Below are 14638 nucleotides of genomic sequence, written 5' to 3'. Positions count from 1 at the left end.
AGAGACTCGTCATCGAGACGTAGTATGCCTTTTCTTCCGTGACTCGAAAAGTGTGTTTTCTCGCCACCGATTCGCTTTTTTGTCGTACCTTTGCAACAAAACATCAATCCGACAACAATATGGAGAATCAACTCAACAAGTACATCGCCGTGGCTTATCAGCTCTATACGGTGGAAAACGGTAAGGAAGAATTAGTGGAAGAGGCCCCCGCCGACAAGCCTTTTGTCTTTATCAGCGGCTTCGGAATTGCACTCGAGGCTTTTGAAAATGGTGTGAAAGACTTGCCTAAAGGCGAGGAGTTCACTTTAGGCATCGACTGCGAAGAGGCTTACGGGACTCATGAGGACGAACGGGTGCTCGACCTTGACAAGGCCATCTTTTCGATCAACGGTCATTTCGACCATGAAAATATTTATAAAGATGCCGTCGTTCCTTTGCAGAACGAAGACGGAAACCGATTCATGGGCCGCGTTCTCGAGGTGTCGGAAGATAAAGTAAAAATGGACCTGAACCATCCTTTGGCCGATAAAGATCTGCTGTTTAAAGGGCGAATGGTGGAAAACCGTGAGGCCACGAACGAGGAGATACAAAACCTCATGAATCATCTCAACGGTGAAAGCTGTGGTTGCGGAGGCTGTGGAGGTGGTTGCGACCATCATCATCACGACCACGAGCACGACGGTTGCTGCTGTCATTAGGCTCGTATGAGCAAGAAGCGAAGGAAAAAGGTAAGAATGGTGTAGAAAACGACTGACCATGCGCAACTCTTTTGGCCATATTTTCACGCTCACTACCTTTGGCGAGAGCCATGGAGAAGCCATCGGCGGCGTGGTAGACGGTATGCCTGCAGGTGTTGAAATCGATCTGGAGCAGATTCAATCCGAACTGAATCGTCGACGGCCAGGCCAGAGTCGGCTCACTACCGGCAGGCAGGAGAAAGACTGTGTAGAACTGCTCAGTGGTGTGTTTGAGGGTCGGTCTACGGGTGCACCCATAGGGTTTGTGGTGCGCAATGCCGACCAACATTCAGAGGATTACGACAACATGCGGAATATTTTCCGCCCGTCGCATGCCGACTATACCTATTTTCGCAAATTCGGTCTTCGCGATCATCGCGGCGGTGGACGGTCTTCTGCTCGCACGACTCTTGCCTGCTGCGTGGGTGGAGCTTTGGCCAAGTTGGCTCTCCGGCCGTTGGGCATCGGCATACAGGCCTATGTATCGCAGGTGGGAGACGTGGCTCTGACCGGCGATTATCGGCAGTACGACCTCTCGAAGATCGAAGAAAACGCCGTGCGATGTCCCGATCTGCAGACGGCAACGGCGATGGAAGAGCGCATTCTCGAAGCGAAAGCCGCGGGAGACACCGTCGGTGGGGTGGTGAACTGTGTGATAACGGGCTGCCCTGCAGGCCTGGGCGACCCCGAATTCGATAAGCTTCATGCCCGCTTAGGCTATGCTATGCTCGGCATTAATGCCGCAAAAGGTTTTGAATATGGCGATGGTTTTGCGATGGCAGGCCGTAAAGGAAGCGATACAAATGATGCTTTCTGCCTGCAAGATGGGGCCGTTTCCACCCTCACCAACCACAGTGGCGGCATCCAAGGCGGCATCAGCAATGGGCAAGACATCTTTTTCCGTGTGGCTTTCAAGCCTGTTGCCACGCTTCTCATGCCGCAAAACACTGTGGATAAGGAGGGTCGTGCAACAGCATTTACTGCTCATGGCCGGCACGATCCCTGCGTGGTCCCTCGTGCAGTGCCCATTGTCGAGGCGATGGCGGCGATGGTTCTGCTGGACAGTTGGCTGCTGAATGCTGCTCAACACATCGAAAAATAAAAGTCGAATCCGGAGATGGCAGTATCGCATTCTCCGGATTCGACCTTTTCATCAGTGGCAAAACAAGGTGATGTTTGCCTCTTTTATATCACTCCGATGATCTCTTTTAGATCCTTAACACCGTGTTCTTCCAACCAACGATCGATGCCATCGCGCACCTTTAGCGTAACGGTGGGGTCGAGAAAGTTGGCCGTTCCGATCTGGATGGCAGAGGCTCCGGCCATCAAAAACTCGATGGCATCGGTGGCATTGCTGATGCCTCCCAATCCGATAACGGGTATTTTCACCGCCTTTGCTACCTGCCACACCATGCGAAGAGCCACCGGCTTCACTGCCGGACCGCTCAAACCGCCTGTGTGAATGCTAAGAACCGACCGACGTTTTTCTACATCTATGGCCATGCCCATCAGCGTATTGATAAGCGAAACGCTGTCTGCCCCTTCGTCTTCAACGGCTCGTGCAATGTCGGCAATGCTCGTTACGTTGGGCGAGAGCTTTACAATGAGAGTTTGATGGTAGCGTTTTCGCACGGCACGAACTACGCTTGCCGCTCCTGCACAGGAGGTTCCGAAAGCCATTCCGCCCTCTTTCACGTTGGGACAAGAGATGTTCAGTTCGATGGCCGGTATCTTTTCCAGTGCGTTGATACGAGCTGCGCACTCGGCATAGTCCTCCGGTGTGTTGCCGCTGACGTTGACAATGAGGTTCGTATCGATGTTTTGTATTCGTGGATAGATTTGCTGGCAGAAGTAGTCCACTCCCTTATTCTGCAATCCAACGCAGTTAAGCATCCCCTGAGCGGTCTCTGCCATGCGGGGATAATCGTTGCCTTCGCGCGGCTGTAGGGTAGTTCCTTTGACGATGATACCGCCGATTTGATCCAGCGGAACAAAGTCTTCAAACTCCAGACCGTAGCCGAATGTGCCGGAAGCGGTCATCACCGGGTTTTTCAATCGCAATGAACCGATTTCCACTTTCAAACTTGCCATTTCCTATTTTTCTGTTTTAGTTTCTAAGCTTTTTCTGTTTTCGTTGTCGAAATCAGAGATTTCGGGCTTCCCATTCCTTAGATTTTCAAAGGCGGAAGGAGTCACCAACCCACCAGTTTTTGGGCATTAAACACCGGTCCATCTTTGCAAACGCAGAGGTTTCCGTCTGTTGTCTTCTCCACACAACACAGACATGCACCGATGCCACAGGCCATCATATTCTCTAAAGACACCTCGCAGAGGGTTTGTTTCTGCTGCGCATAACGTGCTACGGCCCGCATCATGGGTGTCGGTCCGCAAGTGCAAATGCGGTCGAAGGTCTCGTTTTCCAATACCGGATGGTGGGTAACGAAACCTTGATGGCCTGCGGTGCCGTCTTCGGTGGTGACGAAAACGCGTCCCGTGCGTTCGAATTCCTCCATCAACAACAAGTCTTTCTCCGAACGAGCACCTAACAAAAACGTAGGCATTGCCCCTCTCTCGCGCATCTGTCTACCCAAAAACAGCAGTGGAGCCACGCCTACGCCACCGCCAACCAACAGAAATCGCTCGTTGTCAGAACTTGGAAGAGTGAATCCTTTGCCCAATGGCAGCACGCAGTTGAGCAGTTCGCCCGCTTCTAATTGGGCCATTTGGCGGGTTCCCTGTCCAACGATGGCCACGAGAAGCCACAGTTCGTTGTGTTCTCTGTCCACCCAATTGATGGAGATAGGACGGCGAAGAAAGGTGTCGGGCGAATGGTCTACGCGCACTTCAACAAACTGTCCAGCTTGCATCTCGGGCAGTAATTGGTTGTGAGTGAGCTTAATCAGCACATGCCGATCGTTCATTTTCTCTACTGTTTTGACCCGAAGGTCAAGACAAAACTTTCTCATAAGTCGCTTTCTATGAATGTGGTTGCAAATTTAACTCTTTTTCCTGAGGCTCGATTCCTATAGCGAGTGCAAATTGAGATAAGCTTATTATAAAAACGGTTGTTGAGATGTGGAAAGGCTAAATTTCCCTCTTTTCCTGGCATTCTTCTATTGTTGACAACGCTGATCGCATTTTGTAAGGTGTGTCATTTTCCGTAACTTTGCAGACAAACAACATGTAACGATGGACGTAAAAATAGAAAACACTTGGAAAGAGCAACTCGGCAGTGAGTTTGAAAAGCCCTATTTCGCAGCCCTTTCTGAGTTTGTACGCAGCGAATACAAAAAATATCAGTGCTTCCCACCGGGAAAACTCATCTTCAACGCCTTCAATCTCTGTCCTTTTGATCAGGTGAAAGTCGTCATTATCGGGCAAGATCCCTATCACGATGTAGGACAAGCGCATGGCTTAAGCTTCTCTGTGAACGATGGAATCGCCTTTCCGCCATCGTTACAGAACATCTTTAAGGAGATAGAAAACGACCTTGGAACGCCCATTCCTTTGAGTGGGAATCTCACTCGTTGGGCAAAGCAGGGCGTTTTGTTGCTCAATGCCACGCTAACAGTGAGAGCTCATCAGGCGGGAAGCCACCAACACCGTGGCTGGGAGACTTTTACAGACGCTGCCATCAGTGCGTTGAGCCGTTATCGTCAACATTTGGTCTTTATTCTTTGGGGCGGTTACGCACGCAGTAAGGCGCGATTGATCGACGCTTCGAAACATTTCATCCTCCAATCGGTTCATCCCTCTCCGCTGTCGGCCAATCGTGGCGGGTGGTTTGGCAACCATCAGTTCTCTCAAACCAATGCCTACCTGTCTTCACACGGTATGAAAGAGATTGTGTGGTAAGGTAGATAGCAAATCGAAAAATCGAAAACAAAGAGACTGACAATTAGAAATTGTGCTGTCCTTGAAGACCGTTTTGATGGCAGAAACGGGCTTCAGGGCTTTTATAGAACCATCAGATATGAACAAAGAGATTCCTCCTATCTTGCAGGTGGGCCATGTACTCATCTCGTCGGACATCATTACCGAGAAGTTTTGCTGCGATCTCGAGGCTTGTAAAGGCGCTTGTTGCATCGAAGGAGATGCCGGTGCGCCCGTCGCACTTGATGAGGTGGCAGAGTTGGAAGCCGCTCTCGATGGTGTGTGGAGCGAGCTGTCGGCCTCTGCACAAGGGGTAATCGACCGTCAGGGAGTGGTTTATAACGACCGCGATGGCGACCTTGTGACCAGTATTGTGAACGGAAAAGATTGCGTTTTCACCTGTTATGAAGACGGAATGTGCCTCTGTGCGTTGGAGCGCGCGCACCGTATGGGGCGGAGTGCGTTCTGTAAACCTCTCTCGTGTGCTCTTTATCCCATCCGCGCCAAAGAATTTCCGGGTGGCATCGTGGGGCTGAATTATCATCGTTGGGAGGTTTGTAGGCCGGCCGTCAAGAAGGGATGCGAACTCGATTTGCCTATCTATCGTTTTCTGAAGGCGCCTCTCATCCGTCGATTCGGAGAGGAATGGTATAGGGAATTATGCGAGGTGGCAGAGCAACTAAAAAGGTAAAAACAACCGTGCTGACTCTTTGTGAGGAGTAAGAACAAAGAGAATAAAAAACAGAAATGAAGAAATAGAGCTGCAAAAGCTAAGAAAACGCAGTCCATTTTCTTAGCTTTTACATGCTGTTTTCTTAGCTTTTGCAATTCATTTTCTTAGCTTTTATAAAACGTTTAAATAAGATGTTGAGAACCAAAGAGATAACGATGGATTAGCCCTCGGTGAAGAAGTGGAGGATGGGAGTCATGAATCGGGTGAGTTGATTGGGGCGGGACGTACCGCCAAAACCTTCACGTGCAAGCGACCATAGAACGAAAAGACGCCGGCGAGCACGAGTGATGGCCACGTAGAACCTGCGGGCCTCTTCGTTGAAAAGCCGCGGAACCGACTGTGTGTAGTAGTTGGGATAGCGCGAATCGATGGCATCGAAGAGGATGATGTTGTCGAACTCGAGTCCTTTGGCCTTGTGTACGGTGGTGACAAAAATGCGCTCGTCGATAACGTGACTGCTGCAAAGATCGGCTTCTTTCAGGGTGTTGATTTCGAGGATGTGGTTGGATAGCTGTTCGACGAGCGAGGGTTCGGACGACACATCCAGCAAATCGGCTTGAAGAAAGGTGTAGATGTAGTTCAGGTTTTTGACGGGTTGAAGAAGCTCTTCGGCAGAGAGTAGGCGGCGAAAGCTCTTGAGTTCCTGCACCAAAGCGGCTTCCTCGTTTTGCGATAATCGGATGTAGAGACGTGAGCGGGCTGCGAAATAAGGCTCACTGTATCGTTTTCGCAAGGCGTTGGCACATTCCTGAACACGACTTTTGGCAAGAAACGCTCGCTGAAGAGGGATTTTCTCTTGAGCTTTTGCATAGCACCAGGCCGTTAGACTCACTGTGGCCATCACGTCTTCGTCGGCCAGGTGCGAGTTTTCACCTTCGAGTTGCAACGTCTCGAGTAGGGCTTTCAGTTTGTATTGCCGCAGATGGGGCTGGAGCAAACGGATGATTCTGAGCGAATCAAGATAGGTGGGATGCTGCTTTTCTAAGCTGATGTCGGGGCAATATCGCCGCAGGTTGTGGTCGAGAATGTGGTAATCGTAGTCGGCATTATGGCCCAACAATACCCCGTTGCCGGCATATTGCATAAACTGACGTAAGGCTTCGGCTGCGGGTAGCAGGGTGTTGCGGGTAAGTTCTTGAAGAATGGGGTTGGGAAGGCTGCCCAACAGCTGCGGAACGGGACGCTCGGTGGCGATGAAAACGTTGAAACGACTACCGGGAACCACTTGGCCATTCCGCATTTTCACGGCGGCAATCTGCACAATATCGTCTTCAAAGACGTTGAGACCGGTGGTCTCGGTGTCGAAAACAACTATTTCTCGGGTGTCGAAGAGATGTAGGAAGTTCTCGATATAACTGCCATCGGGAAATTCTAACAGGTCGGCCGGCGACATAGAACAACGGAAAAGCGACTGAACGAAGTTGCGGGCAGCGGTGTTTCCCTCAAAAATGTGCAATCCCTTGAGCAGTCGTGCCCAGGCAATGAAGTTGTGGGGGTTGGACAGAAGGTTGAGATGGGCGAAGAGAAGTTTCACTTCGGGGGTGGCAAAAAGGTCTTCTCCAGACACCTTGAAGTGGGCAAGGCCTTGCCGACGGAGGGCAGAACTGATTTCGTCGGCATCGCGATTGGCACTCACAATGATGGCGGTGGTCTCCTGAGATGCTTGGTTTTGCAGGATGCTGGCAAGGCGAGCGGTGTCTTCTAATTCGGTGGCAAGTCCGCTGCTGGCTATCATTTGCAGTTCGTTGCCGGTGCCTTGAATGTGATTATCGGCAGTGGGCAGCAGGTTGGCATCGACGTGCAGTACTTCGCGGGCGTAGGTGTTGAAGACGTCGAGCAGATATTTAGGCGACCGATGATTGATGGCAAGATGGTGAACATTGTCGCCACAGCGTGCGCGAAGTAAGCTGAGCGTGTGGAGTTGAGCTCCCATGAAAGAGAAAATAGCTTGCTGTTCGTCGCCGAGATACATCACCGTGGGCGATGATTCTGCTGTGATGGCATCGACAATGGCCAGTTGCAACGGGTTTAGATCTTGCACTTCGTCTACCTGAATCCAGCTGTATCGGCGGTATTCCTTGGACTGATCGCTGCTAAGGGCATCGTAGGTGAGGAGCAACAGGTCTTCGAAATCCAGTAGTTTGTTCGCCTTTTTGTATTGTTCATACTGTTGGGCGAGCGTCATTTTTCGCAGTAATTCGAGGAGGATGCACTGTGTTGCGTAATCGGTTGTCATCTCTTGTGCTGCCGACTCGTAGATATCGGCCTGCTCGTAGATGCGAATCAGAGCTTGTGGGGTGAAGTCGGTCTGCTCCATCTCACAAATTTTACGCATCGCTTTGACGTCTTCCTCGCTGATACAGTCGGCATGTAACCGCAGATTTTTGGGATGACCATGCTTGATTTGGTGCACCAGGTGCGAGAGAAAAACAAGTTCGTGGAGGCCTCTTCTTCGTCGAATGTCTTCTGCGAGTCGGCATTCGTCGTCACCGGTGTAACGTGTCAGAATGCTAACGGAGTCGTCATCGTCGATGATAGAGGACTCGGATGGAACGAGTCCGTTCTCGAACAGGAAGCGCGAGCAGAAGCGATGAATGTTTCCAACGTAGATTTCGTGCCGGTCTTCATCGGTAATCTGATGATCGATTCGTTCGGCCATGCCTCGCGCGGCACGATTGGTGAAAGTGAGACAGAGCATGTCTCGATAGGGAAGACCTTGGCGATGGGCCTGTTGGATGCGCTCGGTCAGGATCTGAGTTTTACCGCATCCGGGCGGTGCCAGCACCAAATGGTGACCCTGTTGCAGAGCAATGATACGGGCTTGACTTGCATCGGGTGTCCAATTTGAGGTGGTTCGCATCTGTATTTTCCTTTCTTCGACAAGGAAAAAGACTTATAGGTGACGGTTATTGAAAGACCACTTCACCGAAGAAATCGGGGCGGTGGAAGTCGGGCTTGGGAACATCGATAGGGTTCCAGGACAGGAAATGCATTTGCTGTAGCTTGTCTCCGCATTTGTAAAAGTTGGCTCGCAGGGTTTTACCTTTTAGCGAAAGTTCTGTGTGTCGGAAGAAAACGTCCACCGGAATGGCGAGAGCCAACTGCCAAGAGCATCTTCCCACTTTCTCTTCGAGGGGCTCGTAGCCCAACGACGACCAGCGATCTACTTTTCTTAGCACTTCTTCCGGGGCGTGAATACGACCTTCTCTACTGTCACCGAAGCCTATCAGCAGACGCGTAGCACAATTGCACTCGATGTTATAATAGGTGTTGTCGGCTACAGGACTAACAAAAAACTCGCAACATGAATCTTCCCACACGCGTCCGTTGTCTGTTGGTGCTACAGCACGCACGCTGTCTTCTTCTACTTGATAGTGCAACAGAAGGTGATTGCCACTGTATGCCAGTCGGAATTGTACCTGCGGCGTATACGGAAATTCTGTGCTCCAATTGGCTTCGGCTATTTTCTCAAAACCGATTCCGGCTTTATCGAGCAGTGCCGGAACATCTTTTGCTCGCACTTCTGCCTCGAACAGTGGCTTTGCAATATACTTTTTCATGACGCTTTTTCTTTGTTGGCAGTGCATTCTTCGATGAAATGCGACATTTCTTCTGCGTGTTCGCAGACGCTTTTAAAGAGTTGGAACTGATTCCGGGCTCGATCGAGGTTGTGTTCGGGGTATTTGATCTTCCAATAGACGTCGCCGCAAAGATAATCGTTGAGGAAACGCACGCATTGCATAAAAGGAAAGAGTGCAGCCGCATAGGGAAGATTCTCGATTTCGATAGAGGTGAGGAAGCTTCCGGCTGATGTGAGATAACCTTTGGTAAAGGCTTTGAAGATATTCATGTTGAAACCGACGTGCGAAAGATCGGCATCGTCTTCCGCTGTGAGGTTAGCTGCGGAGCGAAGGAAGTCTCCATAGTCTGAGAAAACAAAGCTGGGCATCACCGTATCCAGATCGACGACGCACAGGATGTTGCCTTCTGCATCGAACATCATATTGTTTACCTTCGTGTCGCAGTGGCAAATGCGTTTGGGAAGCTTACCTTCGCGAAAGAGTCTCTCGGCTTTGCACATCTCTTCTACGTGTGTTTCAATCTCGTTCACCATAGGAAGAACCGACGAAAGTCGCTTGGCGGGATCGGTCTTCATGGTTTCGCGCAACTGATTGTACTTCACTTCCATGTTGTGAAAATTGGGAATGGTCTCTCCGAGTTGAGCGGGCAGGTCTACTAATGCTGCCTGGAACTCGCCGAAAGCCAACCCTGCGGCATGTGAATACTTCTCGTTCACAGTTTCGAAGGTATAGGCATCGGGGATGAATAACATCATTCTCCAATAAGTTTCGTCGGCTTCTCGCCAGTAGGTTTTGCCGGTTTCAGATTTCAAAAAGGAGAGAACGCGACGGTCGATGTCGTCTACGCCTTTCTCTTCGAGCTTCTTGCGTAGGTGATGGGTCACTTGTTCGATATTTTTTTGCAGCAATTCCACATCTTTAAACACGGTGTTATTGATGCGTTGCAGCACATAACGAGGTGTATTTTCACCCGCAATTGTTACTTTGTAAGTGTCGTTAATGAGTCCGTTTCCCAGTGGTTGCACTTCTTTTGCTTCGCCTTTCGTTTTGAAGTGTGAAACGATTTGTTGTAATTTTTTCTCTTCCATAGGTTGTTTTCGTTAGCAATATAAAGATATTCCTGCCGGATTTATCGTACGAATCGGACCAATTGCGTATCGGTTGGATAGGTAAAATAAATCCGACAGGAGAAAAATCATGATAGGTAGACGGGTTTACATCTCCTTGAACTTATATTCTACGAATGCCTCCATGGCCTCATAGCAAGCCAATCCCAGCTTATCATAGAGTTCAGCAGTGCCCCGATTGCGGTCTTCCGACCGTTGCCAGAACAGTCGTTCATCGTTTCCGAGGAACGGTGCACTCTCCATTTGCGACTGGTGTTTAAGGATCGAGTTGCGTTTTGCCCGCAATTCTTCCGGGCTCATCGGTACGCACATCTCGATATTCTCTATCTCCCATTCGGCCCAAGCTCCGCGATACATCCACACACGGCAGTCGTCGAGCCACTGTTCTCCGGCCTTTAGTTCCTCGTCTAAGGCTGCAAACACGGCATCGGTACACTTTTTATGAGTTCCATGTGGGTCGGCCAGATCGCCGGCGACATAAATCTGGTGTGGCTGAATGCTGTGAATGAATTCACGAACCACCTTTACGTCGGCCTCGCCCATAGGTAATTTCTCAATTTTTCCCGACTCATAGAAGGGCAAATCAAGGAAATGAACGCGGTCTAATGGAATATCGTTATAGGTAGAGGCTGTTCTTGCCTCGCCACGACGAATCAAACCCTTGATAGTAAGGATGTCTCGCGTGTCGCCAATGCTGTCTTTCTTCTGTTTGAGGAAGTCTTTTATCTCGCGATACTTATTTTTAATGACAGTATCCGAGTCTCCTGCGAAGAGCTGATTAAAGCCATTGATGAAGTGCATGAAGCGAATCACCTCCTCATCTCCCACTGCAATATTCCCGGAGGTTTGATAAGCCACATGCACCTCATGTCCTTGCTCAACCAATCGGCGCAGAGTGCCGCCCATCGAGATGACATCATCGTCGGGATGGGGAGAGAAGATAATGACACGTTTGGGGAATGGTGTTGCGCGTTCAGGTCGATAGGTATCGTCGGCATTGGGTTTGCCGCCCGGCCAGCCTGTAATGGTATGCTGAAGATCATTGAAAATCTTGATATTCGCATTGTAAGCCGAGCCATAGAGCGCGAGTAGTTCGCTCAGTCCGTTCTCGTTATAATCTTTATTGGTGAGTTTTAGGATAGGTTTCCCTGTAAGTTGGCACAGCCAAACCAAGGCCGAACGCACCAGTTTGTCAGTCCATTTGCACGAAGTGACGAGCCATGGATGCACGATTCGTGTGAGGCGCGATGCTGCGGGTAGGTCGATTATTACACTTGCATCCTTGTGTGTCTGCAAGAAAGATGCCGGCAGTGCATCACTGACGTGTTCTTCCACCGTCTTTTGGATGATGTCAGCCTTGTCTTCGCCCCAGGCAGTGACGAACACTTTGCGTGCTGCCAGAATTGTAGAGATACCCATTGTGATAGAACAAGGGGGAACAGCCTCGTTGGAACCGAAGCTCATCGTCATTTCTTCGCGCGAAACGGCATCGATCAGAATCAGTCGTGAGGTGGAGTTCAGTCCGCTTCCGGGCTCGTTGGTCGCAATGTTTCCCATTCTTCCGATGCCCAATAGCATTACATCTATGCCGCCCATGTCGGCAATTCGCTGCTCATATTGTTTGCAACTGCTGTTCACCATCTCCTGCGGAACCGTTCCGTCGAGTGTAAACACATTCTCGGGAGCGATGTCGACATGATCGAGCAACCGCTCTTTCAATTGTCGAATGCTGCTGTGAGGATTCTCTTTGTTGAGTGGAAAATACTCGTAGGCATTGAAAACTACGACATTGGCGAAGCTCAAATGTCCTGCTTTGTGTCGTTTGATGAGTTCGGCGAACACCGGGGTGAGAGAGTTGCCCGTGCCCAAGCCCAACACAGGTTTTACCCTGGTCCTTTTTGAGTTGGATTTCTGCCTCTATGGCATCTGCGATATGGGCTGCACCCTCTTCCAATTTCGGGAAAATATTTGTCGGAATCTTCTCGCAGCGAGTGATTTCAGACCGTTCTACGGCTGTTTTAGGATGGTAATACTCTTCGGGAATCTTGTTCAATACGATTTCCGAACTTAGGTTTAAACGCATGATTCAGGCCCTTTCTATATCTTTAAAATACTTATATGTTGCCACTTTCAGTTCGTCGGTAGCCGCTTCGTCGCATACGATGATACCATTTTCGTGCATTTGCAGGGCACTGACAGTTCTCATGTGTGTCACAGGGCCTTCAACGGCATCGCGAAGAGCCCCTGCTTTGCCGTGTCCATTGATGAGCACCATCACTTCTCTTGCGTCCATCACGGTGCCAACACCCACAGTGAGTGCAAATTCGGGAACGTTCTCCACCTTGTTGTCGAAGAAGCGCGAGTTCACCACCCGCGTATCGGTTGTGAGCGGCATGCGACGGGTGCGCGATGTGAGCGAAGAGCCCGGTTCGTTGAAAGCCAAATGCCCGTCGACACCTACGCCTCCGATGAAGAGATCGATGCCTCCAGCGGCCCGAATGGCTGCTTCGTAGGCGCAACACTCCTCTTCCCAGTTCTCGGCGTTACCGTTTAAGATGTGTACGTTCTCTTTCGGACAGTCGATATGGTCGAAAAGGTTGCGGTACATGAAAGAATGGTAACTCTCGGGATGCTCGACCGGCAGTCCTACATACTCGTCCATGTTGAACGTTACGACGTTTTTGAACGACACCCGGCCCTCTTTGCATGCCTGCACTAAGGCTTTGTACATGCCGATGGGCGTAGAACCGGTGGGCAGCCCCAGCACAAAGGGATGCTCCTTGGTGGGCTTTGCCTTGTTAATACACTCGATGACGTGTTCAGCTGCCCAAGTGGACAGTCCGTCATAATCTGCCTTTATGATTACTCTCATGGCTGTAATACTTTTTATTAATAAAGATTATGAGCTGCAAATATACACATTTTCAAATGAAAGGCGAAATGGCTATATAGAAAAAATCTAAGTAAAATCGGTTTTTTGCATTTTTTATGCCGTGCAGTTGTTCGGTGTTGAACGTTGGGAAAGATGGGCATCAGAACGCTGTTTGGGGCTTTTTTGTTTTCTTGGTGATAGAAGTGAGCGAGGGTAGAATATATATAATAAAACTTAATTTAATAGCATGAATAGTTAAAACTAAAGGGCTGAAAGGCGGATGAGAATCGATTGTACGGAAAAAACTTTCCGGAGGCTTGAAATAGCGCAGTCTGACGAGGTTTAGGAGGATGTAATGTAAGGTGCTGACTGATAAATAGTTGCCTGAATGGGGTAGGGGTTAGATGACGAAAGAGATGTTTTTCGTAGGAAGAAAATAAGGAAAAATGGAGCTAAAAACGTTGTTTAGCGTATGCAAAGGGTGTTTTTCCGTATTCCATTCTCTTAGGTTTTGCAAGTCGTTTTCTTAGCTTTTGTATTTTCATCTCTTGGCTTTTGCACCTCGAGTGCTCAGAGTTGAATAGGACAGAGGTCGTTTTTCGGTCTTCCGCCTCTTTCCTTTTTCTATTTGATCTCAAAAAGACAAGTTAAAAGAAGAGGATTCCTTTAAGATTTGTTGACTGTCGGATATGGGATGGCATGTCGCTTTCTGTGGAGCCAAAACAGAGGGGCAAGGGAGTGAACGGATAGGAGAGTGTTCCGAATATATCCCAAACTTGCATGTAAATAAAAAGACTTAGAATGAAGTGTTCTTTTCTTTAAGCCTTTTGGTCTTCTTTTTCAGATGCCGTTTCTTTTCTTTTTTCTGTGTCTTTGATCGTTTTTGTCTTGTTTGTTTTCAGAGGTTTATTTTTCTTTTCCTCTTTCTTCTGCGACTAATTCTCTTTTTTCTTGTAAAAATTTTTATTTTATTGCGATTTTATTCGCATGGTCATCATTTTATATATACCTTTGCACCGCTTCAGTTTGATGACCAATTCTTCAACTCATTGGAAGGATGCTGAAGATAAATCTACTACATTAAAGAACCAAATGCCTTGAAAGGGGAAGCTGTCAAGACAGCTTCCCCTTTCTTTTTGCTTGTAGACGACTCTGTCGGAAAGTGATGTCCGACAACTATTCGAGGGGATAAACGGGTGATAAAACTGGGCGGAGAGATTGAGAAATGGAGAGAAGAGCCTGTATCAATGATGTTCGGGGACGATGGCCAGGTAGACCAAGTCTTCTGTTTCGTTGTTTTCCATATAGTGAGAGTGGCCCATTGGGCAATAATGCACTTGTCCCGGGCGGACGATTTCCTGCTCTCCGTCGCAGTAGAAAGTGGCTGCGCCGCTCAAAACATAAAGGATCTCACTGTTTTCGCTGTGGCAGTGAAGTCCGCTTGAGGCTCCGGGTCTGAGCACACCGTGCATGATTCGACACTTCTCATCGGCAAAACTGCGCATGCAGAGTTCGCCTTTTCCACCTTTAAATCCGTCGATTTTCACCTCTTCCAGGTGATTGAAGTCTATTGTCATTGTTGATAGGGATGTGAATAGAGGGGTTGATGAATGGTTAGAAACAGCGTTGAGGCCTTATTGAGAGGCCTCACACAGCTTGTTCTCCTTGCAAAGATAACAAAAAAATGGGCAGACCGCTTGTGTGTCTGCCCATTT

11 protein-coding genes and 1 pseudogene are annotated in these 14638 nt (G+C 49.2%); 4 read left to right on the top strand and 8 right to left on the bottom strand.

Annotation, left to right across the window (positions count from 1 at the left end):
• Window positions 1–119: 119 nt before the first annotated feature.
• On the top strand, window positions 120–698 hold the full coding sequence (locus tag J5A66_RS07300; RefSeq protein WP_211789997.1) for a peptidylprolyl isomerase: 579 nt from the start codon (window positions 120–122) through the stop codon (window positions 696–698).
• A 58-nt stretch (window positions 699–756) separates the two neighbouring features.
• Complete coding sequence (gene aroC / locus J5A66_RS07295) at window positions 757–1839, top strand: chorismate synthase (protein ID WP_211789996.1); 1083 nt, start codon at window positions 757–759, stop codon at window positions 1837–1839.
• A gap of 83 nt (window positions 1840–1922) precedes the next feature.
• Here the strand turns inward: aroC and J5A66_RS07290 are convergent, their stop codons facing one another.
• Window positions 1923–2828 (bottom strand): dihydroorotate dehydrogenase, encoded by a 906-nt coding sequence (locus tag J5A66_RS07290; protein WP_211789995.1) that lies wholly within the window; start codon window positions 2826–2828, stop codon window positions 1923–1925.
• Window positions 2829–2929: 101 nt separating this feature from the next.
• Complete coding sequence (locus J5A66_RS07285) at window positions 2930–3703, bottom strand: dihydroorotate dehydrogenase electron transfer subunit (RefSeq protein WP_211789994.1); 774 nt, start codon at window positions 3701–3703, stop codon at window positions 2930–2932.
• A gap of 223 nt (window positions 3704–3926) precedes the next feature.
• Here J5A66_RS07285 and J5A66_RS07280 point away from each other — a divergent pair, with 223 nt between their 5' ends.
• Window positions 3927–4592 carry a uracil-DNA glycosylase gene (locus J5A66_RS07280; protein WP_211789993.1) on the top strand — a complete coding sequence of 222 codons (666 nt, stop codon included), beginning with the start codon at window positions 3927–3929 and terminating at the stop codon, window positions 4590–4592.
• Window positions 4593–4710: 118 nt separating this feature from the next.
• On the top strand, window positions 4711–5301 hold the full coding sequence (locus J5A66_RS07275; RefSeq protein WP_211789992.1) for a DUF3109 family protein: 591 nt from the start codon (window positions 4711–4713) through the stop codon (window positions 5299–5301).
• A 202-nt stretch (window positions 5302–5503) separates the two neighbouring features.
• Here the strand turns inward: J5A66_RS07275 and J5A66_RS07270 are convergent, their stop codons facing one another.
• The 6 genes and pseudogenes from J5A66_RS07270 to J5A66_RS07245 form a co-directional block, all read right to left on the bottom strand.
• Complete coding sequence (locus tag J5A66_RS07270; protein WP_211789991.1) at window positions 5504–8203, bottom strand: 3'-5' exonuclease; 2700 nt, start codon at window positions 8201–8203, stop codon at window positions 5504–5506.
• Window positions 8204–8249: 46 nt separating this feature from the next.
• Window positions 8250–8903 carry a carbohydrate-binding family 9-like protein gene (locus J5A66_RS07265; RefSeq protein ID WP_211789990.1) on the bottom strand — a complete coding sequence of 218 codons (654 nt, stop codon included), beginning with the start codon at window positions 8901–8903 and terminating at the stop codon, window positions 8250–8252.
• Window positions 8900–10012: a phosphotransferase enzyme family protein gene (locus J5A66_RS07260; protein WP_211789989.1), complete on the bottom strand. Its 1113-nt coding sequence runs from the start codon at window positions 10010–10012 to the stop codon at window positions 8900–8902. Before J5A66_RS07260 ends, J5A66_RS07265 begins: the two co-directional genes overlap by 4 nt.
• Before the next feature lie 126 nt (window positions 10013–10138).
• A pseudogene (locus J5A66_RS07255) lies at window positions 10139–12134 on the bottom strand (glucosamine-6-phosphate deaminase).
• 3 nt (window positions 12135–12137) lie between these two features.
• The gene (gene nagB, locus J5A66_RS07250) at window positions 12138–12923 is read right to left on the bottom strand and encodes a glucosamine-6-phosphate deaminase (RefSeq protein ID WP_211789988.1); all 786 of its coding nucleotides are present in this window, start codon (window positions 12921–12923) and stop codon (window positions 12138–12140) included.
• Window positions 12924–14167: 1244 nt separating this feature from the next.
• Window positions 14168–14500, bottom strand: a complete 333-nt coding sequence (locus tag J5A66_RS07245) for a cupin domain-containing protein (protein ID WP_211789987.1) — start codon at window positions 14498–14500, stop codon at window positions 14168–14170.
• Window positions 14501–14638: the final 138 nt, after the last annotated feature.

Source organism: Prevotella sp. oral taxon 475 (genome assembly GCF_018127805.1).
In the GTDB taxonomy this organism is placed as follows: domain Bacteria; phylum Bacteroidota; class Bacteroidia; order Bacteroidales; family Bacteroidaceae; genus Prevotella.
Note: the sequence above shows the minus strand (reverse complement) of the source record. Positions and strands in the feature narration are given on the sequence as shown.